The following is a 22,545-nucleotide window of genomic DNA, read 5'->3' as shown; positions in this document are numbered from 1 at the left end:
GAAGATCCGCACAAGGAAAGATCGGCGCTATGGTCGCGATCAAAAGCTTTGAAGCGGATAAATTCCTTGATCGGCCCGCGCCGCATATTTTTGTCTATTTGCTCTATGGTCCCGACGCCGGCCTCGTCGCCGAACGGGCGCGGGCGCTTGTCAAAAAGTCCGTCGCCGATCCGAAAGATCCCTTCCAGCTGCTGCGGATCGGCGGCGACGATCTCGCCGCCGATCCGCTGCGCCTCGCCGATGAGGCGAACACCATCGGCCTTTTCGGGGACCGCCGGGCGATCTGGATCGAGGCGCAGGGCAGGGCGTTCGTCACGGCGCTGGAGCCTTTGTTCGCCGCCCCGCCGCAGGGCTCGACCATTATCATAGAGGCGGGCGCCCTGAAAAAGGACTCCGCCCTGAGGCGGCTCTGCGAGCGCGAGAAAAGCGCGGCCGCCATCGCCTGCGAACCTGACAGGCCGGAGGAGATCGCCCATCTGATCGAGCGCGAGGCCGCGGCAGCGGGGCTTTCCGTTACGCCCGAGGCGAAAACGCTGCTGGTCTCGCTGCTCGGCCAGGACCGGCTGGCGACGCGCGGCGAACTCGAGAAACTGGTCCTTTACGCCCATGGCGCCAGCGCGATCGGGCTTCAGCATGTCGAGGCGATCGTCTCCGACGCCTCGAGCCTTCTGTTGGACCACGCCGTCGACGGCGCCTTTGGCGGGGATTTCGACGCGGTCGAGGCCGGCGCGCGCCGGCTCGCCGCGCAGGGCGCCGACGTCAATCAGCTTCTCGGCGCGGCGCTTCGCTACAGTCTCGGTCTGCGCCGCGCCCGACTCGAGATCGACGCGGGCGGCGGACAGGGGCATGGCTATGGCTTCGGCCGGTCGCGCGCCTTCGATCAGCATGTCCGGCTCTGGAGCGCGGAACGCCTCGCGCGGGCGATCGACATTCTCGCCGAGGCCGTGCGGCGCACGCGGCGCGAACCGAAACTCGCCCAGCCGATCGCGTTGCGGGCGCTGTGGAGCGTCGCCTCGGCTGCGAAGGCGCGGGGAGCCAGAGCCTGAGCCCGCTGAGCGCCGCCGCCTTTCCGTGCAGCCAAGATTGCGCTTAATTGACGCTGGCTCACGCATTCGTGTGGCCAGGGTTGCGCCACAAAATATCCTATGTTAGCAACCCCTTCGCCGGCGGAAAGCGGCTCTTCTCCCGCGCCGCATCTAAATAGATTCCACTAAAGTCTTCTGTCTGGGCCTTTCGTGTTACGTCATGAAAGGCCGGCTCCCGCGAAAGGCGCGCGGGACGGAGGGCGATTGAGCGCTGGGGCGTCATTTGGCGAAGCAGGAAACATTGGTTTCAGGGATGGCGGGGCGCTACGCCCAGGCCCTGTTCGCGTTGGCGCAGGAGCGCGGCGCCACCGAAGGCGTTGCGAACGATCTTGCGACCTTCGCTTCCATGCTCGACGAGAGCGAAGATCTGCGCAATTTCGTGCGCAGCCCGGTCTTTTCCGCCGAGCAGCAAAGCCAAGCGCTGAACGCTTTGCTCGAGCGGGCGGGCCTCGGTGGAACGACGACCTCGCAGTTCCTGAACCTCGTCGCCGCCAAGCGGCGCCTGTTCGCCGTCGCCGACATGATCCGCGACTTCAATGTTCTTCACGACCATGCGGTCGGCCTCTCCCGCGCCGCGGTGACGGTGGCCGAACCGCTGAAAGACGAGCATGTCGCAGCCCTGAAGGACGCGCTCGCCGCGGTCGCAGGAAGCCAGCGCGTCGAAATGTCGGTCAAGGTCGATCCCTCGATCATCGGCGGCATCATCGTCCAGCTCGGCTCCCGCATGGTCGACAATTCGCTCAAGACAAAACTCAATTCGATCCGCGCACGCATGAAAGAGGTCGGCTGATGGACATCCGCGCCGCTGAAATTTCGCAAATTCTCAAGAATGAGATCGCCAACTTCGGCAACGAAGCCTCGGTCACTGAAGTCGGCCAGGTGCTGTCGGTCGGCGACGGCATCGCCCGCGTCTACGGCCTCGACAATGTCGAGGCCGGCGAGATGGTCGAGTTCGAGAACGGCGTGCGGGGCATGGCGTTGAACCTCGAAGTCGACAATGTCGGCGTCGTCATCTTCGGCTCCGACCGCGACATCAAGGAAGGCCAGACGGTCAAGCGGACCGGCGCCATCGTCGACGTTCCGGTCGGCAGGGGGCTGCTCGGCCGCGTCGTTGACGCCCTCGGCAACCCGATCGACGGCAAGGGCCCGATCCATTACGAGACGCGCTCGCGCGTCGACGTCAAGGCCCCCGGCATCATTCCGCGCAAATCGGTGCATGAGCCGATGGCGACAGGCCTCAAGGCCATTGACGCGCTGATCCCGATCGGCCGCGGCCAGCGTGAGCTGATCATCGGCGACCGCCAGACCGGCAAGACAGCTGTCGCTCTCGACGCGATCCTGAACCAGAAGACGGCCAACCAGGGCACGGACGAAAGCGCCAAGCTCTATTGCGTCTATGTCGCAGTAGGCCAGAAGCGCTCGACCGTCGCCCAGTTCGTCAAGGTGCTCGAAGAGAACGGCGCGCTCGAATATTCGATCATCGTCGCCGCGACCGCTTCGGACCCGGCGCCGATGCAGTTCCTCGCGCCCTTCTCCGGCTGCGCCATGGGCGAATATTTCCGCGACAACGCCATGCATGCGCTGATCGTCTATGATGATCTCTCGAAGCAGGCCGTCGCCTATCGCCAGATGTCGCTGCTGCTGCGCCGGCCGCCCGGCCGCGAGGCCTATCCCGGCGACGTGTTTTATCTCCATTCGCGCCTGCTCGAACGCGCCGCCAAGCTGCGCGACGCCAATGGCGCCGGCTCGCTGACCGCGCTTCCCGTGATCGAGACCCAGGCCAACGACGTGTCGGCCTATATCCCGACCAATGTGATCTCGATCACCGACGGCCAGATCTTCCTCGAAACCGACCTGTTCTATCAGGGCATCCGTCCGGCGGTGAACGTCGGCCTCTCGGTGTCGCGGGTCGGCTCCGCAGCCCAGACCAAGGCGATGAAGAAAGTCGCCGGCAAGATCAAGGGCGAGCTTGCGCAATATCGCGAGATGGCGGCTTTTGCGCAGTTCGGCTCCGATCTTGACGCCACGACGCAGCGGCTTCTGGCTCGCGGCTCGCGGTTGACCGAACTCCTGAAGCAGCCGCAGTTCTCACCACTGAAGATGGAAGAGCAGGTTGTCGTGATCTACGCCGGCGTTAACGGCTATCTCGACGCGCTTCCGGTCGCTCGGGTGCGCGCCTTCGAGGACGGTTTGCTCGCGCTGGTGCGCACCAGCCACGGCGATCTGCTCGAGACGATCCGCTCGTCGAAGGATCTCTCCGACGCCTCGGCGCAAGCGCTGAAGACGATCGTCGAGACCTACGCCAAGAACTTCGCTTGAATGAACTTCGCTTGAACCTGCACCGAAACCCGGAACTCAGCGAAGCGGACACGCCATGCCCTCGTTAAAGGATCTCCGCAACCGCATCGCCTCAGTCAAGGCGACGCAGAAGATCACAAAGGCCATGCAGATGGTCGCCGCTGCGAAGTTGCGGCGCGCGCAGAACGCGGCCGAGGCCGCTCGCCCCTACGCCGAACGCATGGGGCGGGTTATGAGCGCGCTCGCCGCCTCCATCGCGCCGGGTTCGCCCGCGCCGGGCCTCCTTGCCGGCAACGGCCGCGACAAGGTCCATCTCCTGATCGTCTGCACGGCCGAACGCGGTCTTTGCGGCGGCTTCAATTCGTCGATCGCGCGTCTTGCGCGCGAAGCGGCGAACTCGCTGATCGGGCAGGGCAAGACCGTCAAGATCATCTGCGTCGGCAAGAAGGGCAATGACATCTTGCGCCGCCAGTTTGAGCGCGAGATCATCGAAGTCGTCGATCTTCGCAGCGTCAAGCAGCTTGGCTTCGTCAATGCCGAGGCCATCGGCCGCAAGATCGTCTCGTTGTACGAGGCCGGCGAATTCGACGTCTGCACCCTCTTTTATGCACGCTTCAAGAGCGTCATTTCGCAGATCCCGACGGCGTTGCAGCTTGTGCCGCTGACGGTTTCAAGCGAGGAAGCGGCCGCGCCGCAAGCCGTCTACGACTATGAGCCCGACGAAGAGCAGATCCTGACGACGCTGCTGCCCCGCAACGTCTCGATCCAGGTTCTGCGCGCGTTGCTCGAAAACGCCGCCTCCGAACAGGGCGCCCGCATGAGCGCGATGGATAGCGCCTCGCGCAACGCCGGCGAAATGATCAAGAAGCAGACGATGCAATATAACCGGTCGCGCCAGGCGATGATCACGAAGGAGCTGATCGAGATCATCTCCGGCGCCGAAGCGCTTTGAGCCTGAAGGATTTGAAGAGGTCGAACCATGTCTGACGCCGCAACCAATACGCCAACAGGCTATGTCACGCAGGTCATCGGCGCCGTCGTCGACGTCAAGTTCGATGGCGTGCTGCCCGAAATCCTGAATGCGCTGGAAACCGAAAACGGCGGCAACCGGCTTGTGCTCGAAGTGGCGCAGCATCTCGGCGAGAACTCCGTTCGCTGCCTCGCCATGGACGTGTCCGAGGGGCTGACGCGCGGCCAGGCGGTGCGCGATACGGGCGCGCCGATCACGGTGCCGGTGGGCGAGGGAACGCTCGGCCGCATCATGAATGTGATCGGCGAATCGGTCGACGAGGCCGGTCCGATCCTCGCCAGCGACTTCCGCGCCATCCATCAGCTGGCTCCGACCTATGCCGAACAGGCGACCGAAGCGCAGATCCTCGTCACCGGCATCAAGGTCGTCGATCTGCTCGCGCCCTATGCCAAGGGCGGCAAGATCGGCCTCTTCGGCGGCGCGGGCGTCGGCAAGACCGTGCTGATCATGGAGCTGATCAACAATGTCGCGAAGGCGCATGGCGGCTATTCCGTCTTCGCCGGCGTCGGCGAGCGCACCCGTGAAGGCAATGATCTCTATTACGAGATGATCGAATCCAAGGTGAACCTCAATCCGCGCGAGAACAATGGTTCGGCGGCCGGATCGAAATGCGCGCTGGTCTATGGCCAGATGAGCGAGCCGCCGGGAGCCCGCGCCCGCGTCGCGCTGACCGGCCTCACCATCGCTGAGGATTTCCGCGACAAGGGCCAGGACGTTCTGTTCTTCGTCGACAACATCTTCCGCTTCACCCAGGCGGGCTCGGAAATGTCGGCGCTGCTCGGCCGCATCCCCTCCGCGGTCGGCTATCAGCCGACGCTGGCGACCGACATGGGCGCGCTGCAGGAACGCATCACCACCACCACCAAGGGCTCGATCACTTCGGTGCAGGCGATCTATGTGCCCGCCGACGATCTGACCGATCCGGCTCCGGCCACCTCCTTCGCCCATCTTGACGCGACGACCGTGCTGTCGCGCTCGATCGCTGAAAAGGGCATTTATCCGGCGGTCGATCCGCTCGATTCGACCTCGCGCATGCTCTCGCCGCTGATCGTTGGCGAGGAGCATTATGCGGTCGCCCGCCAGGTGCAGCAGACGCTGCAGCGCTATAAGGGCCTGCAGGACATCATCGCCATCCTCGGCATGGACGAACTGTCCGAAGAAGACAAGCTCACGGTGGCGCGCGCCCGCAAGATCGAGCGCTTCCTGTCGCAGCCATTCCACGTCGCCGAAGTGTTCACGGGTTCGCCGGGCAAACTCGTCGCCCTCGCTGACACGATCAAGGGCTTCAAGGGCCTCGTCGAAGGCAAATATGACCATCTGCCGGAGGCGGCCTTCTATATGGTCGGCTCCATCGAGGAAGCGGTGGAGAAATCGCAGCGCCTCGCCGCCGAAGCAGCCTGAGCCTGCGACGAAGCTGCGCGCGGATTTTTCCGCGCGCGTCAAGGCTTGCTGAAGCCCTTGCCGCGCCAGCCCGTCAGGCTGGCGCGGATCAGGCGGCAGGATCATTTTTGGGGACGCGGCCATGCCGGACTTTCATTTCGAGCTCGTTTCGCCTGAGCGGCTGGTGTTTGCCGGCGATGTCGAGTTCGTCGTCGTGCCCGGGACCGAGGGGCAGTTCACGGTTCTGAAGGATCACGCGCCGCTAATGACGACGCTGAAGCCCGGCGTGATCGATATCGCCGAGTCGAAAGCCTTGGTTCACCGCTATTTTGTGCGTGGCGGCTTCGCCGACGTATCTCCGGCGGGACTGACCATTCTGGCCGAGCAGGCGATCCCGCTCGAAAGCCTCGACGCGGCGCGGATCGACGCCGACATCAAAGACGCCGAGGAAGACATTGCCGACGCCTCCGTCGATGAAACGCGGCGCCTCGCCGCTGAAAAGCGCGATCAACTGCTCGAGCTGAAAGCCGCTCTGAAAATCTGAGCGCCCGTTTCCGGCGCTCAGATCTGCCAGGGTTTGCCATCGCTGGTGGCGACCGCGGGCGACGAAGCCAACGGCGCGCCAATGCCGGGGTGAGGCGAGTGGTCTCTTGCGGCACGGGATGCTGCAAGCAGTCCGAAGGCCGCAAGGCCAGTCGCCAGCACGGTCATTCCGATGAGTTTCAGCGCGGCTCGCGCGCCTGCCCTGATCGAGCGAGATCGAACGTCTTGGGGGTGGGGCGCTCCGATGGATGCGCTCCTGGGCGGCGGCTCCCGCAGGCCGTTCGCCGGGTGATTGCGCCCCCACGCTCGCCCTGCTGCAGTTCTAGCCGACGTTGACATTGCCATTGCCTTCGGGCGCGGCGTAGCTGGCCGTGTTGACATTGCCATTGCCTTCGGGCGCGGCGTAGCTGGCCGTGTTGACGCTGCCATTGCCTTCCGGCGCGGCATAGCTGGCCGAATTGACGTTGCCATTACCTTCTGGCGCCGCGTAGTTCGCGACGTCGACATGGCCATTTCCTTCCGGGGCGTAGGACGCGAAAGCCGCGGCTGGAATGAGCAGCGCGGCGCCGAAGAGCGCAATTTTAAGAACTTTCATGATCGGTCTCCTTGATGTTTGGCGAATGACGCCGCCTTGCACCAAGGATTAATCTCAGCCCGCGGCGGGCGCCGGTGGGATTTCACACCTCTTGGAGCCGCTCCGATCCGGCCCGCCGCTCAACTGGCCTGATGCCCGATGAGATCGGTGAAATCCTCCTTCGCCCGGAAGGCGACGGTTTCTATTTCTTGCGACACGCTTCTGATCTGGACTCGGCGGCGCTCGAGCGCCGGAACGGGGAGGCCGGCGCGCTCGATGACGGCCCGCGACAGGATAGCGGCGCATCCGGCCTCTTTCGTCAGGGCCTGGAGCCGCGCCGCGATATTGCCGACCTCGCCCAGGAACTGAATGGCGTGACGGCTCTCGAGGCCGCCGACAATGGCGATCCCCACATGGCAACCGGCGCCGAAGCGGATCGGGAAATCGAACGCAGCTTCGAAATCGACGCTGAGTTCGGCGAGGGCGATCCATATGTCGCGCAAGGCGATCATGGCTCGCCTTGCCGCGGCGCGCGGATCGCCGCCGCCGTCGAAAAAGCACATAACTCCGTCGCCGGCGACGCTGGTGACCTCGCCGCTCTGAGATTCGACGGCTTTGCAGACGGCGCCGACATATTTATCGATGACGTAAAAGGCGTCATAGGGAAGGCGCCCGTCGGCGAGCCGCGTCGAATCGCGCAGGTCAACGAAGAGAGCCACGATTTCATGCTCGTTTGAAGCCGCGGGGCGGCTCGCGGCCATCCGCGTTTCCCATCGTTTCAAGGTGAGCAGCGGCGTGACGTCGACGTCCTCGATCGGCCGCAGCTGACAGGCGAGCCGGACATCGGCGGGCGCCCCGATCGCCGCCAGAGTGTTCGCTTCGGCGACATTCGGCGAAGGCAGCGCGGCAAGGCCTGACCCGATGCGCACGCGGCAGGTCGAACAGCGGCCGCGTCCGCCGCACATCGACATATGCGGGGTCCCAGCCCAGCGGCTTGCCTCGAGAATCGAAAAGCCGCGCGGAACGATCGCCCGCGCGCCGTCCGGATAGGTGATCGCAATCGCGCGATAGCGCCGTCGGCGCCAGTCGAGCGCGGCGCGCGCCGCGAAGACGGCGCCGACGAGCCCCAGATAGATGAGAATCAGGGTTTCGCCGATCTTGGCGAGCGCGGCCGCCTCCGCTGGCGTCTGCATCCGGGCGAAAGCGCCGCGGAAGGCTGCATCCTGCGCCGCTGTGGCGTCGAAATCCCGTCCCGCGGCGATAATGCCGCTCATCGCCAGGATCGGAACCAGCGTCGCCAGCGAGGCGAGGACCGGCGTCCATGCCGGATACCATGGCCGAAAACGCAGCCAGCTGCGCAATCCGATGCAGCCGTGGATCCACAAGATCAGGAGGAGGAGAAACTGGCGCGGCAGGCCGACGAAAGGAGAAAGCTCCCAGTAGCGGTAGATCAACCAGGGATAGCTGAGCGGAAGATCGAACAGCTGGTAGCCAAGCCGGACGTTGACCGCATGGAGAATGACCAGCGGCGGAATTGAGAGTCCGAGCAGGATCTGGAACAATTCGTTGCGCGGGATCTGCAAATGGCGGCGGCGATAGATGGCGTAAAGCCCAAGGCCGCCATGGATCAGGAAGGAGCCGTAAAGCAGCGTCTGTCCGAGGAGCGTGCGCCAGGGCCAAAGCAGAACAAACCGGACTGCCTCCATGGCCGGGAGCCGGAATATGCCGCAGGCGTGGTTGAGAAAATGGCTCGCGGCGAAGGTGAAAAGAATGAGGCCCGTGCTGAGCCGGAGGGTTCGCTCGACCGGCGGAAAGCGCGCGCCTTTCCGCGAAAAAGTTGACGTTGGAGACGTGACGCTCGACAAGGCGGAGTCTTCTCTCTTGAGGCGCAACCGCAGAAAGCCGCCGCCGCGCCATTGGCGTTATGGCTGCGGCGTCACAACTTCCTGCTGATATAAACCGCAGACATCGGAACAAAATTCCGCGGCCGCTGTCGACGGAATTGAAGTGATCGACTGGTTTACGCAAGGATTTTTTGGATTACATGGCGCCACCTCTCCTCGTGCTGCAAAGCGTGTCCTTGACTTTTGGCGGACGGTCTCTGCTCGAAGGCGCGGATCTTTCCGTCAGCGCCGGCGAGCGGCTGTGCCTTGTCGGACGCAATGGCTCCGGCAAATCGACGCTGCTCAAGATCGCCGCGGGATTTCTCGACATCGATGGCGGATCGCGTTTTCTGCAGCCCGACGCTAGCATCCGCTATTTGCCGCAAGAGCCGGATCTCTCCGGCTTTGACACCGTCTTCGCCTATGTCGAGGCGGGGCTCGGGCCGCTTGGCGATCCTTACCGCGGCAGGCGGCTTTTGAATGATCTTGGGCTGACCGGCGAGGAAAACCCCAAAACCCTCTCCGGCGGCGAGGCGCGCCGCGCCGCGCTGGCGCGGGTTCTTGCGCCCGAGCCCGATATTTTGCTGCTCGACGAGCCGACCAACCATCTCGATCTGCCTGCCATCGAGTGGCTCGAGGCGGAACTCAAAGGCCTGCGCTCGGCGCTCGTGATCATCAGCCATGATCGCCGCTTCTTGCAGAATCTCTCGCGCAGCACGGTCTGGCTCGATCGCGGCCGCACGCGCGCGCTGTCTCGTGGCTTTGCCGATTTCGAGGCCTGGCGCGATCAGACGCTGGAGGAGGAGGAGCGGCAAAGCCACAAGATGGACCGCAAGATTGTCGCCGAGGAGCACTGGCTGCGCTATGGCGTGACGGCGCGCCGCAAGCGCAACCAGAAGCGCCTGTCCGGCCTCAACGCGATGCGGGTCGAACGACGCCAGCGTCAAGGGGCGGCGGGCGACGTCAGACTCGTCGCCAGCGAGGGCAAGATTTCCGGCAAGCTCGTCGTCGAGGCCGATGAGATTACGAAATCCTATGGCGAGCGCGTGATCGTCGCCAATTTTTCGACGCGGATTTTGCGCGGCGACCGGGTTGGCGTCATCGGCGCCAATGGCGCCGGCAAGACGACGCTGATCAAGATCCTGACCGGCGCCGCGCCCCCCGATTTGGGACTCGTGCGCCTTGGCGCCAATGTCGAGTTGGCGAGCCTCGATCAGGGCAGGGCGAGCCTCGATCCGGACACCGCGCTGAAGGACGCCCTCACCGGCGGCGGCAGCGACTTCGTCGAGATCAATGGCGAGCGCAAGCATGTCGTCGGCTATATGAAGGATTTTTTGTTCGGGCCGGAGCAGGCGCGCACGCCGATCGGGCGCCTCTCCGGCGGTGAACGCGGCCGGCTGATGCTGGCCCGGGCGCTGGCGCGGCCGTCCAATCTGCTGGTTCTCGATGAACCGACCAACGATCTCGATCTCGAGACGCTGGATCTCCTGCAAGAAATGCTCGCCGATTATAAGGGCACGCTGATCATCGTCAGCCATGACCGCGATTTTCTCGACCGCGTCGCGACCTCTGTCGTGCTGGCCGAAGGCGGCGGCCGCTGGGTCGAATATGCCGGCGGCTATTCCGATATGGTCGCGCAGCGCGGGTTTGGCGTCGGCGCCGACCCTGGCGCGGCCGCGCCAGGCAAAGCAAAGGGCTCGCCGCCCCCGCGTGCGGAAAAGCCGCCGGCGAAGCCGAGATTGAGTTTCAAGGAAAAGCATGCGCTGGAGACGCTCCCCGCGCGCATGGAGCATTTGCGCCAGCAGATGGCGAGCCTGCGTCCGCTGCTTGACGATCCGGGATTTTACGCGCGCGACCCCGCGCAATTCGCGGAAACCTCGGCGGCTTTCGCCCAATATGAGGCTGAACTCAACGCCGCCGAGGAGGATTGGCTGGAGCTGGAGATTCGGCGCGAGGAGGTTGGGGGTTGAGCCGCCGCCCGGAAGTTACGCCCATTTGCGGTCGGCGGTAAAACTGATGTTGAGCCAGAGCGGGGTTTCCGCCTCCTCGAGTTCGGCTGCGATCTTGTCGCGGATCTGGTCGAAGACCTCAATGCGCGTCGCCGCAAAGCCGGGCGGCACGATGAAATAGGCGTCGATGAAGCGGGCGCGCCCCGTCTTGGCGACATAGCTGGTGAAGCCGGCAAAGCCATGACGGGCATTGGCCGCCTCCAGCACGCGCCGGACTTCTTCGTCGAGATCTTTCGGCGCGACCAGAAAAATCTCCTTGACGCCGCGTATGACAGTCATGATCGGCAGCGGCGCCAGAACGAGAATAACCGTGGCGAGGACGACCGGATCGACATAGGGCGACAGCGACGCATGGGTGGTGCGTTCGAGCGCCATCGCGCCAAGAAAGCTGACCAGCAAGGCAAGGCTTACCGCGCCGCCGATAAGGAAGCCGCGCGCGTCCACTCGGAGAAGATCGGAGTTCAGCGCCTCGCCGGCGCGGCGCATGCGGACGGCCATCACCAGACACACGGCGCAGGAGATGATCGCGTAAAGCGCGGCAGGACCGAATTCGACGCGATGGCCGCCCTGCATCAGAAGGCTGACAGCGTCAAAAAAGGCGTAAATGGAGGACAGCGTCAGAATCGTCCCGTTTAACGCGGCGACGATGGGCTCGAAATGCCAATAGCCAAACTGGAAACGGCGGCTGCCGTCCCGTGTCAGAAGCTTCGATACGATCAGGGCGAGGCTGGTCATGGCGACGTCGACAATGGAATAGAAGCCATCGAACAGGATCGAGCGCGATCCGATGGCGAGGCCGGCGACAAGTCCGAGAGCGCCTAAGCCGAGCGTGACGGCGATCGAGAGCCGCAGCAGGGTCTGCTCCGCGCCGGCGTCTTGAGGCTGCGCGATTTCAGTCAAATTTCGCTCTCCTTGTTGAGGCCGCTGTGCGGGGAAATCGATCGCCGGTCAAGGCGCCCGCGGCCGCAAGGCGCCTTGTCTCGCGAGGCTCGTATCTGTAAGATCATGCAATGCACAATCCTCGCGCCATGCGCGGAGAGGTTGAGCCGCCAATTTCCGTGAGTGCAACGCATGACAGGCTCCCCATCCGATCGAGCCGACGCTGCTCCTGCGCGGCATTTGCCGGAGCGTCTTGTCGCCGGCTACGAGGCTTTCCTCGGCGGGCGCTTCGCGCGCGAGCATAGCCGCTTCCAGCATCTTGCCGAGGCGGGACAGAGTCCGCGCATCCTTCTGATCGGTTGCTGCGATTCGCGCGTGTCGCCGGAAGTTATTTTCGACGCCGGTCCCGGCGAAATTTTCTGCGTCCGCAACGTCGCCAATCTGGTCCCGCCATTCGGACCGAACGACGATCTGCATGGCACTTCGGCGGCGCTGGAATATGCCGTGCTCGCCCTGCGCGTCGAGCACATTCTGATCCTTGGCCACGCCAGCTGCGGCGGCGTCCGGGCCTATGCGGAAGCAGATCTCGATCCCTATCAAAAGCCTCTTTCGGGCGGCGACTTCATCGGCAAATGGATCAGCCTGATCAAGCCGGCGGCAGATCGAATTGGCCCGGCGACGGAACCGGTCGAAGATTATTGCGAGCGTCTGGCCTTCGCCTCGATCATTCAGGGGCTCGCCAATCTGCGCACATTCCCGAAAATTGCGGCCCTCGAAAAGCGCGGCCTGCTGACCTTGCACGGCGCTTATTTCGGCATTGCGGCTGGAAAACTGCTCGCGCTGGATGAAGGCACGGGACGTTTCGAGCCGGTTTCTTCTGAGGTGCATGCGGCGGTGCTGAGCGAGCCGCGCTTCTAGACTCGCTAATTAAATCTGAAGGTTGCCAGCTGATCCTGATTATCAGGATGAGGCGTCGCCGCAGCTGCTGCCGCGCTTCTGCTTGGCAAGGCGCCCGAGCCCGCGAAAGCAGTGTTGCGCCCGCGTCACAAGGCGTGCATCTTATCGGACGGGAGCGCTCCGAAGAGGGCGCACAGAGACAATGCGGGAAGGAGACCCAAAATGACTATCGCTCGGATTCTCGCGGAAAAAGGCCGGAACGTGAGCACCATCCAGCCTCATCGCACCCTTGCGGAGGTTCTGCAGATTCTCGCGATCCAGAATATCGGCGCGGTCGTCGTAACCGATGCCGAGGGGGCCGTTCTTGGCATTCTTTCCGAGCGCGATATCGTCCGGGCGCTCGGCAGGGACGGCGCCGGCGCGCTGGCGGATGCGGCGTCGAAATATATGACGGCGAAGGTCGTCACGACGCTGGAAAGCGAATGCGTCAGCACGGCCATGGAGAAAATGACGACACGGCGCTTCCGCCATCTTCCGGTGGTGAAGGAAGGCAAACTTACCGGGCTCGTGTCGATCGGCGATCTTGTGAAATTCCGTCTTGCCGAGATGGAGCAGCAGCACGAAGCGCTGAAGGAATATATCGCCAGCGCCTGAGCCGAAGCGAAGACAGCGCGCGAATTTCAGTCGCGCGCGTTGACTCTGCGGCGTCTATCGCCCCATAGCGCGGTCCCTGTTTCAGTCAGACCCTTTGAGCGGCGCCAAGTCCTCGCTTCGCGGCGTCAGCGCAATATGCTCGGCTATTTCCGTGATGGCGCGGCGGGCAGACTCGCGGCCGATCTCGATCAGCTCACCGGCGCGATGAAAATCAAAGAGCCCGATCTTGCTGACGCGCGCATTGATGATGACGTCCGGCGGGTCGCCGGCGAGCCGGGAGCGCGAAATACGGCCCTGCGCGATGTTGAAGGCGTCCATCATTGCACTGCCCATTCCCGGCGCGCCGTCCTCGCGCTTGCCGAAATGTCGGCGGTGATTGCCGCGCAAGGCGCCGAACAGCCCGTTTTTGCGCGGCTCGCTTTCGATCGCCACCGTCAGCTTCTCCAGCGTCGGCTCGATTGACAGACGGTCGTTGACGACGGAGCCGCGGTAGCCATTGTCGCCAACGAGGTTGACGGCGAGGACGATTTCCGCGCCGAGCGCGCGGCAAACCGTGACCGGCACGGGATTCACGAGCGCCCCATCGAACAGCCAGCGTCCGTTGATGCGAACCGGCTCGAAAATGCCGGGAAGGGCGTAGGAAGCGCAGATCGCCTCGACCGCGTCGCCCTTGGTCAGCCAGATCTCATGACCGGTTCCGACCTCCGTCGCCACTGCGGCGAAGCTCCTTGGCAATTCTTCCAGCCGCTGACCGTCGAGCGCCTGATGCAGCCGTCGGCGCAGGCGGGCTCCAGTCAGGAGGCCGACGCCCGAAAAAGAAACGTCCATCATGCCGAAGACGCTTTTCTTCGTCAGGCTGCGCGCGAATAGCTCGACATTTTCGAGTTTGCCGGCGGCATAGCAGCCGCCGACCACGGCCCCGACCGACGTTCCTGCGATGACGTCAGGAAAAATTCCATGCTCTGCGAGTTCGAGCAGAACGCCGATATGGGCCCACCCGCGTGCGGCTCCGGCTCCGAGCGCAATCCCGATTTTTGGCGCGGCGCGCATGAAATAAACTCTTTCCCTCGTCAGGAAACCGGGCGCGCGCGATGCGTCGACATCGCCCGCGTCGCTTCCCGCGCGAGTGTTCGCTCCCGAGATTGACATTTGTTGAACAGAGAGCCAGGCGCGCGGATTTTCGAATTCGCCCGCTATGGAATTACGTAGGAAGCCGGCCAAATTGCGCGGCAAGAAGAAGCGCCACCACTGCCGCCAGCAGCGCATAGGCGAGATAGACTTTTTTCACGGCAATCTCCGAGCGCGACGCCCGTATGAATCGAGACGCGCCAATGCGCGTCGCATCATAGACGTGGCGTGATTCGTCCGAAAGACAAGCTCAGGCGCGATGATTTGCGATTCTTCGCTCGCGTCGCGGCCGAGAGGCGGCCGAAATGGGCAGATCAAGCGTCGAACAGGAGAACCGTCTCGCCATCGTCCGTCGCGGACAGGCGGCGATAGAAGCAGGAACGCCGTCCGGTGTGGCAGGCGCCGCCGTCGCCGCCGGCTTCGATCGTCAGCAGCAGAGCGTCCTGATCGCAATCGGCGCGGATCTCCCTGATTTTCTGAGTCTGACCCGATGTTGCGCCCTTGCGCCAGATCGACTGACGCGAGCGCGACCAGTAATGCGCTTCGCCGGTTGCAAGAGTCAGCTGCAAGGCCTCCACGTTCATGTAGGCGACCATCAGAACCTCGCCGTCTTCGGCCGCCCGCGTAACGCAGACGATGAGGCCGTCGGGTCCGAACCGCGGCGCGAAGGCGGAGCCCTCTTCAAGCTCGTGCTTCCGGTCATTTGCGACGTCAGGCGGGGCAGGAGCTTCGGACATCGGCAAATCCTCCTTCGCCGAAGCGCAGGCGCGGGGTCACCCCGTCGCGCATGAGGGACGGGACTTTACTTTCCGCGCCGCAGCAGGGTGAGGAAGCGAACCTGCTCGGCCGGATCATCGCGGAAGACGCCGGTGAACTGGGTCGTGATGGTCTGCGCCCCGTGTTTGCGGACGCCGCGCATCGACATGCACATATGTTCGGCTTCGATCATGACGGCGCAGCCGCGCGGGCGCAAATGCAGGTCGATGGCGCCGACGATCTGCGCCGTCAGCGCTTCCTGCGTTTGCAGGCGGCGGGCGAACACGTCGACGAGACGAGCCAGCTTGGAGAGGCCGACGACTCCCTCCTCGGAGGGATAATAGGCAATATGCGCGACGCCGACGAAGGGCACCATGTGATGCTCGCAATGCGACGAAAACTCGATGTCGCGCACGAGGATGAGATCGTCGTAGCCGTGGACCTCCTCGAACACGCGGGAGAGCACCTCGGTCGCATCCTCGCCATAGCCGGAAAAAAGCTCCCCATAGGCTTTAACGACGCGGGCGGGCGTATCGATGAGGCCCTCGCGATTGGGATCGTCGCCGGCCCAACGCAGCAGCACGCGAACCGCGGCTTCGGCTTCTTCGCGCGTCGGCCGCGCTTCCCGCGCTGAAATGTCGCGCTGGGGCTCGGACCGTTCAACCAAGGACTTAACCACGGCATCCATCAGTGGCGCCTCCAAAAACGTCAATGTTCAACTCGCAGCGGCTCCCGGAGGGGGAGCAGCCTTATTTCCGCGGCCAGAAGCAGATTGCTGCTGAAAGCAGAGGCGCCGAACGGTCCGTTCCTCAGGGAACTGCCGAGAGATGCGCCAAAGTCTCGCGGTTACGCCGTTAGATTTCTATATAGTAAGACAAATTATCCGTCACCCCGAAGCTTGAGTTGCGGACCACCCATGCTGACAGAGATTTACAATAGCCGCATCCTGGAACTGGCGGGAAATATCCCGCGGCTCGGCCGGCTGGCGGCGCCCGACGCTACGGCCAAGGCGCATTCGCGGCTGTGCGGCTCGACGGTCATCGTCGACATCATCATGAAAGACGGAAAGATCGCTGATTTCGCCCATGATGTGAAGGCTTGCGCACTGGGCCAGGCGGCGGCCTCGATCATGGCGCGCCATGTGATTGGCGCCACCGCGCCGGAAATCCGCGCGCTGCGCGACCGGATGCGCGCGATGCTCAAGGAGAACGGCCCGCCTCCGGACGGCGAATGGGCAGAGGCGGCGGTGCTGGAGCCCGTCCGCGACTATAAGGCGCGGCATGCCTCCACCTTGCTAACCTTCGATGCGACGCTCGACTGCGTCAATCAGATCGAGACGGCGCAGGCGCAGCAGCAGAAGGGATAGGGGCCGCGAGGCCCCTTTCGCCGACTCAGGGGAGGAAGGGGATGTCGAGATGGAAGGAATGCGCGATGACGACGCCGCCGGTATATTGATTCAATGAGCCAAGATTATTCGGGATCGGGCTCGCCGCGGCGCTGGAAACGAGACGGCTATAGCCTCCGAACACGGTCGCGCTCCAATTCGGAAGGAAATCATATTTGACCGAAGCGAGGCCGCCGACGGAAGCGAGGCCGCCGTTCGCCTGATAAGCCCCGACCCTTCCGTTTACCGAGGCCTCATAGGGCGTCACGGAAAAATAGGCATTCATATATTGGGTGTCGCCGAATTGCAGGCGCGGGCCGATTGCGAAGGTGAAGGCGTCGTATTTTTGAATGGCGTCGAGCGCGATGTTGGCGTCGAGCCCGTCATGGCCATTGACGCCCTGACGGACCTCGGCGCGGGCGCGGAAATGCTCTGTGTACCAAAGTTCGCCATAGACGCCGAGCTCCAGCGTCCAATCGACGTCGTGGAGGCCATAGAAGGCTCCGTTGCCGCCGCTGAGCCCGCGTGAAGACATGATGCGGCCGACGGGGCCGGCCTTGAACCAGCCGATGTCAAACAAGGCCAGGCCAAACCCGTCATCCGGGGAGGCAAAGGGCTCAGGCTCGCCCGGGCGGCGCAGGGCCATAGTGCCTGTCGGCCACACGGTCACCGACTTCGCGCCGGGAAAGGATGTTTGAACCTGCGGACCGAGGCCGACCGTGAGGGTCCAGCCGCTCGCGGGCGGCGGCGTGGGCGCGATGTCGGCGGCGAAGCCTGCCGAGGCCGTGGCGGAAATAAGTCCAGCGAGAGCCAAAGTTTTGATAATGGACACGGGATGGGCACCACAAGCTATAAGGCAGGAAAACGCTGCGATACTATGCGGCGAGTCTGTGGCGGCTCATAGTGTATATGCGCCACAGTCCCGCGCGATCCGCACGGCTGGCCGGGGCTCGACCGGAAACGGAGGCAGCGCATGACGCAAATTGGGCGCAGGGCGGCCGTTGGACTGATCCGAGCCTATCAGCTGACGCTGTCGTCGCTGGTCGGCTCGCAGTGCCGCCATCTGCCAAGCTGCTCGGCCTATATGAGCGAAGCGATCACGCGGCAGGGGCTTTGGGCCGGCGGCTGGATGGGATTTGCACGGCTCTGCCGCTGCCATCCTTTTGGCACGGCGGGATTTGATCCCGTTCCCGCCGAATTGCCGATTCGCGCGCGCTGGTGGCGGCCCTGGCGCTATGGCCGCTGGCGCGGTCCGCTTCCGCACGGCGAGAACGAGCGGGCCGATGCGGCGTCAGGCTCCGGGCCGAAGCGCGACGAGGGCCAGGGCGACGGCGCAGGCGTTGGAGACATTGAGGCTTTTGATCGGTCCCGGCATGTCGAGGCGCGCGACGAGATCGCAATTCTCCCGGGTGAGCCGGCGCAGCCCCTTGCCCTCTCCGCCAAGGATGAGCGCCAGCGGCCGGCTTAGCGGGGCGTCGGTCAGGGTGCTTTCACCCGCCGAATCGAGGCCGACGCGCAGGTAGCCCTGATCCTTCAGGGCGCGTAGCGCGCGCGCGAGATTGACGACATGGATAATCGGCACATGTTCAAGGCCGCCTGAAGCGGCTTTCGCCAGTACGCCGGTCAATTCGGGGGCATGGCGTTCGGTCATCACCAAAGCGTCGACGCGAAACGCCGCCGCTGTCCGCGCGATGGCTCCGACATTATGCGGATCAGTGATCTGGTCGAGCACGAGGACCACGCCGCTGTCAGGGACGATATCGGAAAGGTCGAGAGCTTCGAACGGGCGCGCCTCCAGCATGACGCCTTGATGCACAGCGGCGGGGCCGAGGCGGCGCGACAGATCCTCGGCCGTGACAAGACGCGCAGATAGCGCCGCCGCAGCGATCTCCGGCGCCAGCTTTTGCGCGGCGGCCTCGGTCCCGTAAATGTCGAACAGCTTGCGTTTTCCGGCGCGCAGAGCCTCACGCACGGCGTGGAAGCCATAAAGGGCGACGATGTCGGCCGAGGCGCTGCGGAAGGGTTGGGCGGCGCTTTTGCGCGGCTCGGGCGGGCGCGCCTGCCGCGGCGGCGCTTTGGCAGAGGCGGCTGCGTGGGGGGGGGACGGCTTGTCGCGCCGCGCCGGTTCGCCTGTGGCGCCTTTGGGTCTATCGCGTTTCAAATTCAAAATACTCTTTGCTGCGCGCGTCATCCTGGTTTGACGTCTGTGTCACGAGCGAAGGCCGCGCGCAATCTGCGGCGCCGCGCCGGTCGCCGGAGATTTCCAGTTGACAGCAGCGGGCGGGGTTTCCATAAGCCGTCCACCAAGTCCGGCGACGGAATCTTGGGGGAGTGTCCCGAGCGGCAAAGGGGGCGGACTGTAAATCCGCTGGCTACGCCTTCGTAGGTTCGAGTCCTACCTCCCCCACCACCGCCGCTCCCGATCGCGCCCTGCTTCTGTCCGCAGGGGGCGGCCGAAAGCGGCGCCGGCCGCCCTTTGTAAATCCGTAAACCGACGCAAATCCGAGAAGGGGCCTCCTGCGCAAAAAAAAAGCGCCGCTGGCGTCAAGAGATTGCCGCGGCGCTTCTTGTTCCATGACGCGCCAGAGCAAAACTGATCCGACTGGAACGGATTTTTGCTCCAACTCATTTTTTCAACGCATCCTCTTGGTCCAAAGAGCCTTAAGCTTTTTGGAGGGATGCTCTAACTGCAGGACGCCCGACAGCAGCGGCGCCTCTATTCGAGATAGCCATATTTCGAATAATATTTCCGGTAGTAATGATTGCCGTGATAGCGCTGATAGCGGCTCTGCGCGGCCATATCGACCTTGTTCAGGACAACGCCCAGGAGACGGTCGTAGACGCCCTGCGCTTCGGACAGGCCGCGCTCGACCACGTCAATCTTCGTCTTGCCCCACTCGATGATGTAAACATAGGTGTCGATGACGTGGCCAGTGGTGCGCACGTCGACGATCGGCGCCACCGGCGACAGATCGACGATGATGTAATCATAATTTGTCCGCAGGCTGTCGATCAGGCTCTTCATCGCCGCCGAGGCGAGGATTTCATTGGTGTGCGGCAGCTTCGATGTAGCTCCCGCTGCAAGGAAGTGCAGCCGGCTGGTCGAAACCTGGATAATGGCCTTTTCAAGCGAGACGTTGCCAATGACGACGTCGATCAGGCCGGGCGCGTCAGGCGCCAGCCAGCGCGACAGCGAAGGGCTGCGCAGATCGGCGTCGACGAGGACGACATTGCCGCCGGCGTCGGCGATCAAATGAGCCAGATTGGAGGCGAAGGTCGATTTGCCCTCATTGGGAAGGGTCGAAGTCAGGCCGATGACCTTGTGCGATTTCAGCGCGCCATTGAGATCGGCGGCAATTTTCACGGATCGCACTGCCTCGGCATAGCGTGAGAAAGGCGCGTCCACGACATTGCGCAGAAAGCCCTGGCCGCTCACGGACTTGGTATCGCCGTCTTCTCCGTCGGCGCGTGGACCGGCGGCCTTGAGCGCCGGCGCGATGGCGAGGCAATTGACCCGAAGCGTTTCTTCGATCTGATCGCTGGTGCGGAAGACGCCGTCGGAGGCCTCGCGCAGATAGGCGACGGCAAAGCTCAGCAATCCGCCGCCCGCGAGCGCCAGCATCAGGATCATCGAACCCTTGGGGGCGCTTTTCACCATCGGCGGCATGGCGGGGCTGATCAGCCGCGTTTCGCTGATCGGCGCGGAATCCTGCTGCTGCATGGCCTCCATGTAGCGCTGCAGGAAATTGTCGTAGAGGGAGCGCGCCGCTTCCGCATTGCTGGTCAGTTCGCGGAGCTGGACGCCGGCTTCCCCTGAGGTCTGCGACTGCGTGACGGCGGCGGACAAATGATCCTTGAGCGACTGCTCTCGGGTGCGCGCGATCTCGTAATCGCTCTTGTAGCTCTCGGCGATCTTGCGCATTTCGTCGGAGATGCTGTGACGAATCTCCTGCATCTGCGTCCGCAGATTGACCGTAGCGAGATGGTTCGCGCCGTAGCGCTGCGAGAAAATGGCCTCGCGCTGTGCGAGGTCGAGATATTGCTGGCGTAGCTTGATGATGACTTCGCTTTTCAGCGCGTCGGCGACGGAGGCGTCGGGAACATCCTGCGACATGACCGCGGTGATGCGCTCGAGGCGGGCGCGAGCTTCGGCGGTCGCGGCGCTGGCGAGAATAAGCTGGCTGTTCACTTCAGACAATTGCTGATCGTTGATCAGCTTGCCGCCTGTCCCGGCGCCCGTGTCGACGATATTGTTCGCCTTTTTGAATTCGACGACGGCATGTTCCGCTGCGGAGGCCTGGGTGCGGAGCTCCTTGATGCGTTCGGCGAGCCATATGCCGGCCCGCTTCGTGGCGTCATATTTGGCGTCCATCTGATTGGCGACGAAGGCGTCGACGGTCGTGTTGACGATCAGCGCCGATTTCGCCGGCTGCAGCGAGGTGAAGCCGATGTCGATGACATAGGTCAATCCCTCGCGGGTGACGGTCAGGCCGCCCCTGAAAACGCCGAGGGCGATCTGCTCCTTTTCGGCGTCGGTGAGCGGCGTGACCGGTTTCGGCGGGAACAGGAAGCTGAGCAGTCCGCCCTTCGACTCGGTCGGCGGCGCAACGAATTCAGGGTCGTCGATCAGATGCAGCTGACGAATCACCGCAAGGGCGACGCTGTCGGACTTCAGGAGCTCGACCTGCGTCTGGACCTGCGCGGCGTCGATCTGCGCTTCGCCCATCAGGGTCTGCTTTTCCGACAACACCTGCATCTTGCGCGTGTCGATCACCATCGACCCGACGGCGGTGAATTTCGGCGGCGTATTGGCGAGATAGAGGATCGCCAGGGCGACGCTGCAGATCATGATGACGATGACGATCGGCAGCTGCCGGCGAATGATGCGCGCGCCATTCTGCAAGGCGTCGATCAGCGGCGCGATGACTTTTTGCGAGTCCTGGCCGGCGAGGGGCGCCCTTTTGTTGATCTGAAGCATAAATGTCAACTCGCTGTCGGCCGGATCAGATTAATTCGTTACCATATAAGCTTGCGTCACTACAAATATCGCGCGCGGCCGGCCTCTCAGCGGATACTGTAGAGATCGTTGGGGCGTCTCTTTATTGCTTCGCCTCGAAGACAACACCACGCAAGGTTGAGTCGTTGCGGGGGCGTATCGCAGCCGGGGAAAGCGACGCGAGCAGCCGTCCGCGACCCGGCGCGCAAAATACGCGCGCGACGCACCTCGCGCATCCCCCACTTGCGTTGAATTATTCTCTTCGAAAGCCATTTTACCTTAACAGATGGCCGCAAGACTTACAATCAGGACCCCAACTATCAAGGCGTCGAGCAAAGCTTTATTTTTCCTGGGTCATCGCGTTGTCGTCTATCTTGCCTAGAATCATGACAAACAATTGACTGCGACCGAAGGTTGATCTTTAGCAGATTCGCCAATATGACGAACTTTACCTGCGTATGATCGATCAATGGCGGTTAAAGCTTGCCCCTATGGCAAAGCTGGCGTCATCTTCTCCAGCGATCAAAAGCAATAGTTAGGCCAACTCTCTTTCCATTCTATTGTCACGCTCGCGCCGCGGCTGGCTTCCCTGCGACGATCAGGTCGAGCCGGCTCATCCGTTGCGCACAGCGCTCCATGATCCCGCGCATTGCAGGGTGGGCGACGACCACGTGCCCGAGGCGCGCCCGCCTTTGACCTTGCCGGCGACATTGGCGACCTGATTGTCGCGCCGGAACGCCAGCGAAACGCCGCCTTGCGCGCTGACCTTGCCAGAGGCCTGCATGAATCCATCCACGGGAGAACTGACGCGTCCTGCCGAAACGGTGATGCTCCAGCGGTAGACCGGATCGCAGCCGCCGCTCCTTGTATGAATTTCTACAGTGTAGACGCCATCATGCGGGCCGGCCCTCAGCGCGGGCGACCCCGCCGCGCCGCCGGTCGTCGCGCCCGCGAGAAAAACGGCAAGGGCAAGAGAAGGGCTAATCCAGGGGTGGGCGAAACCCATTGCGAGATCTCCGCGCGTCAGACCATTTAAAATTGCAGATCTC

At 63.4% G+C, this 22,545-nt stretch carries 20 protein-coding genes, 1 tRNA gene and 1 pseudogene; 12 read left to right on the top strand and 10 right to left on the bottom strand.

From position 1 onward, the window contains the following. The first annotated feature begins 29 nt into the window (after positions 1–29). The 6 genes from holA (at position 30) to CR492_RS06085 (ending at position 6,337) form a co-directional block, all read left to right on the top strand. Positions 30–1,046, top strand: a complete 1,017-nt coding sequence (gene holA, locus CR492_RS06110; RefSeq protein ID WP_102842850.1) for a DNA polymerase III subunit delta — start codon at positions 30–32, stop codon at positions 1,044–1,046. A 262-nt stretch (positions 1,047–1,308) separates the two neighbouring features. Then, on the top strand, positions 1,309–1,875 hold the full coding sequence (locus CR492_RS06105) for a F0F1 ATP synthase subunit delta (RefSeq protein WP_102842849.1): 567 nt from the start codon (positions 1,309–1,311) through the stop codon (positions 1,873–1,875). Continuing rightward, entirely contained in the window at positions 1,875–3,404 is a 1,530-nt protein-coding gene (atpA, locus tag CR492_RS06100) for a F0F1 ATP synthase subunit alpha (RefSeq protein WP_102842848.1), read from the top strand. Before CR492_RS06105 ends, atpA begins: the two co-directional genes overlap by 1 nt. Before the next feature lie 55 nt (positions 3,405–3,459). Beyond that, on the top strand, positions 3,460–4,335 hold the full coding sequence (locus tag CR492_RS06095) for a F0F1 ATP synthase subunit gamma (protein WP_102842847.1): 876 nt from the start codon (positions 3,460–3,462) through the stop codon (positions 4,333–4,335). Positions 4,336–4,362: 27 nt separating this feature from the next. Further along, positions 4,363–5,814 (top strand): F0F1 ATP synthase subunit beta, encoded by a 1,452-nt coding sequence (gene atpD / locus CR492_RS06090; RefSeq protein ID WP_012589392.1) that lies wholly within the window; start codon positions 4,363–4,365, stop codon positions 5,812–5,814. A gap of 121 nt (positions 5,815–5,935) precedes the next feature. Continuing rightward, on the top strand, positions 5,936–6,337 hold the full coding sequence (locus CR492_RS06085; RefSeq protein ID WP_102842846.1) for a F0F1 ATP synthase subunit epsilon: 402 nt from the start codon (positions 5,936–5,938) through the stop codon (positions 6,335–6,337). A gap of 321 nt (positions 6,338–6,658) precedes the next feature. Here CR492_RS06085 and CR492_RS06080 read toward each other — a convergent pair whose 3' ends face one another. Both CR492_RS06080 and CR492_RS06075 read right to left on the bottom strand, forming a co-directional pair. Next, a complete protein-coding gene (locus tag CR492_RS06080; protein ID WP_102842845.1) occupies positions 6,659–6,931 on the bottom strand; it encodes a hypothetical protein in 273 nt (90 codons plus the stop codon). 119 nt (positions 6,932–7,050) lie between these two features. Further along, positions 7,051–8,775 (bottom strand): adenylate/guanylate cyclase domain-containing protein, encoded by a 1,725-nt coding sequence (locus CR492_RS06075; protein WP_146030187.1) that lies wholly within the window; start codon positions 8,773–8,775, stop codon positions 7,051–7,053. Positions 8,776–8,954: 179 nt separating this feature from the next. Here CR492_RS06075 and CR492_RS06070 point away from each other — a divergent pair, with 179 nt between their 5' ends. Then, the gene (locus CR492_RS06070; protein WP_102842843.1) at positions 8,955–10,763 is read left to right on the top strand and encodes an ABC-F family ATP-binding cassette domain-containing protein; all 1,809 of its coding nucleotides are present in this window, start codon (positions 8,955–8,957) and stop codon (positions 10,761–10,763) included. Positions 10,764–10,778: 15 nt separating this feature from the next. Here CR492_RS06070 and CR492_RS06065 read toward each other — a convergent pair whose 3' ends face one another. After that, positions 10,779–11,702 carry a cation diffusion facilitator family transporter gene (locus CR492_RS06065; RefSeq protein ID WP_180982449.1) on the bottom strand — a complete coding sequence of 308 codons (924 nt, stop codon included), beginning with the start codon at positions 11,700–11,702 and terminating at the stop codon, positions 10,779–10,781. Positions 11,703–11,873: 171 nt separating this feature from the next. Between CR492_RS06065 and CR492_RS06060 the strand changes: the two genes are divergently transcribed. Further along, complete coding sequence (locus CR492_RS06060; RefSeq protein WP_102842841.1) at positions 11,874–12,599, top strand: carbonic anhydrase; 726 nt, start codon at positions 11,874–11,876, stop codon at positions 12,597–12,599. 201 nt (positions 12,600–12,800) lie between these two features. Then, entirely contained in the window at positions 12,801–13,232 is a 432-nt protein-coding gene (locus tag CR492_RS06055) for a CBS domain-containing protein (protein WP_102842840.1), read from the top strand. An 81-nt stretch (positions 13,233–13,313) separates the two neighbouring features. Here the strand turns inward: CR492_RS06055 and CR492_RS06050 are convergent, their stop codons facing one another. From CR492_RS06050 to folE, 3 genes are all read right to left on the bottom strand, one after another. Further along, positions 13,314–14,282 carry a patatin-like phospholipase family protein gene (locus tag CR492_RS06050; RefSeq protein ID WP_102842928.1) on the bottom strand — a complete coding sequence of 323 codons (969 nt, stop codon included), beginning with the start codon at positions 14,280–14,282 and terminating at the stop codon, positions 13,314–13,316. A 392-nt stretch (positions 14,283–14,674) separates the two neighbouring features. Beyond that, the gene (gene hisI / locus CR492_RS06045) at positions 14,675–15,097 is read right to left on the bottom strand and encodes a phosphoribosyl-AMP cyclohydrolase (RefSeq protein WP_102842839.1); all 423 of its coding nucleotides are present in this window, start codon (positions 15,095–15,097) and stop codon (positions 14,675–14,677) included. Positions 15,098–15,162: 65 nt separating this feature from the next. After that, positions 15,163–15,804, bottom strand: coding sequence for a GTP cyclohydrolase I FolE (folE, locus tag CR492_RS06040; RefSeq protein WP_102842838.1), 642 nt, complete (start codon positions 15,802–15,804; stop codon positions 15,163–15,165). 228 nt (positions 15,805–16,032) lie between these two features. Here folE and CR492_RS06035 point away from each other — a divergent pair, with 228 nt between their 5' ends. Then, positions 16,033–16,482 (top strand): iron-sulfur cluster assembly scaffold protein, encoded by a 450-nt coding sequence (locus tag CR492_RS06035; RefSeq protein ID WP_102842837.1) that lies wholly within the window; start codon positions 16,033–16,035, stop codon positions 16,480–16,482. Between the two features lie 25 nt (positions 16,483–16,507). Here the strand turns inward: CR492_RS06035 and CR492_RS06030 are convergent, their stop codons facing one another. Then, positions 16,508–17,332, bottom strand: a complete 825-nt coding sequence (locus tag CR492_RS06030; protein WP_180982448.1) for a MipA/OmpV family protein — start codon at positions 17,330–17,332, stop codon at positions 16,508–16,510. A gap of 141 nt (positions 17,333–17,473) precedes the next feature. Here CR492_RS06030 and yidD point away from each other — a divergent pair. Then, positions 17,474–17,770: pseudogene (gene yidD, locus CR492_RS06025) on the top strand (membrane protein insertion efficiency factor YidD); the annotation flags it as partial. A gap of 21 nt (positions 17,771–17,791) precedes the next feature. Here the strand turns inward: yidD and rlmB are convergent. After that, complete coding sequence (rlmB, locus tag CR492_RS06020) at positions 17,792–18,661, bottom strand: 23S rRNA (guanosine(2251)-2'-O)-methyltransferase RlmB (RefSeq protein WP_102842927.1); 870 nt, start codon at positions 18,659–18,661, stop codon at positions 17,792–17,794. Positions 18,662–18,825: 164 nt separating this feature from the next. Between rlmB and CR492_RS06015 the strand changes: the two genes are divergently transcribed. Next, positions 18,826–18,910: transfer RNA gene (locus tag CR492_RS06015), tRNA-Tyr, on the top strand. Positions 18,911–19,216: 306 nt separating this feature from the next. Here CR492_RS06015 and CR492_RS06010 read toward each other — a convergent pair. Both CR492_RS06010 and CR492_RS06005 read right to left on the bottom strand, forming a co-directional pair. Beyond that, complete coding sequence (locus tag CR492_RS06010) at positions 19,217–21,478, bottom strand: polysaccharide biosynthesis tyrosine autokinase (protein ID WP_102842835.1); 2,262 nt, start codon at positions 21,476–21,478, stop codon at positions 19,217–19,219. A 631-nt stretch (positions 21,479–22,109) separates the two neighbouring features. Beyond that, positions 22,110–22,502 (bottom strand): hypothetical protein, encoded by a 393-nt coding sequence (locus CR492_RS06005; RefSeq protein ID WP_102842834.1) that lies wholly within the window; start codon positions 22,500–22,502, stop codon positions 22,110–22,112. Positions 22,503–22,545 lie beyond the last annotated feature (43 nt).

Origin of the sequence: Methylocella silvestris (assembly GCF_002891535.1) — a bacterium.
Taxonomy (GTDB): Bacteria; Pseudomonadota; Alphaproteobacteria; order Rhizobiales; family Beijerinckiaceae; genus Methylocapsa; species Methylocapsa silvestris_A.
This window is presented reverse-complemented; position numbering and strand designations above follow the sequence as displayed.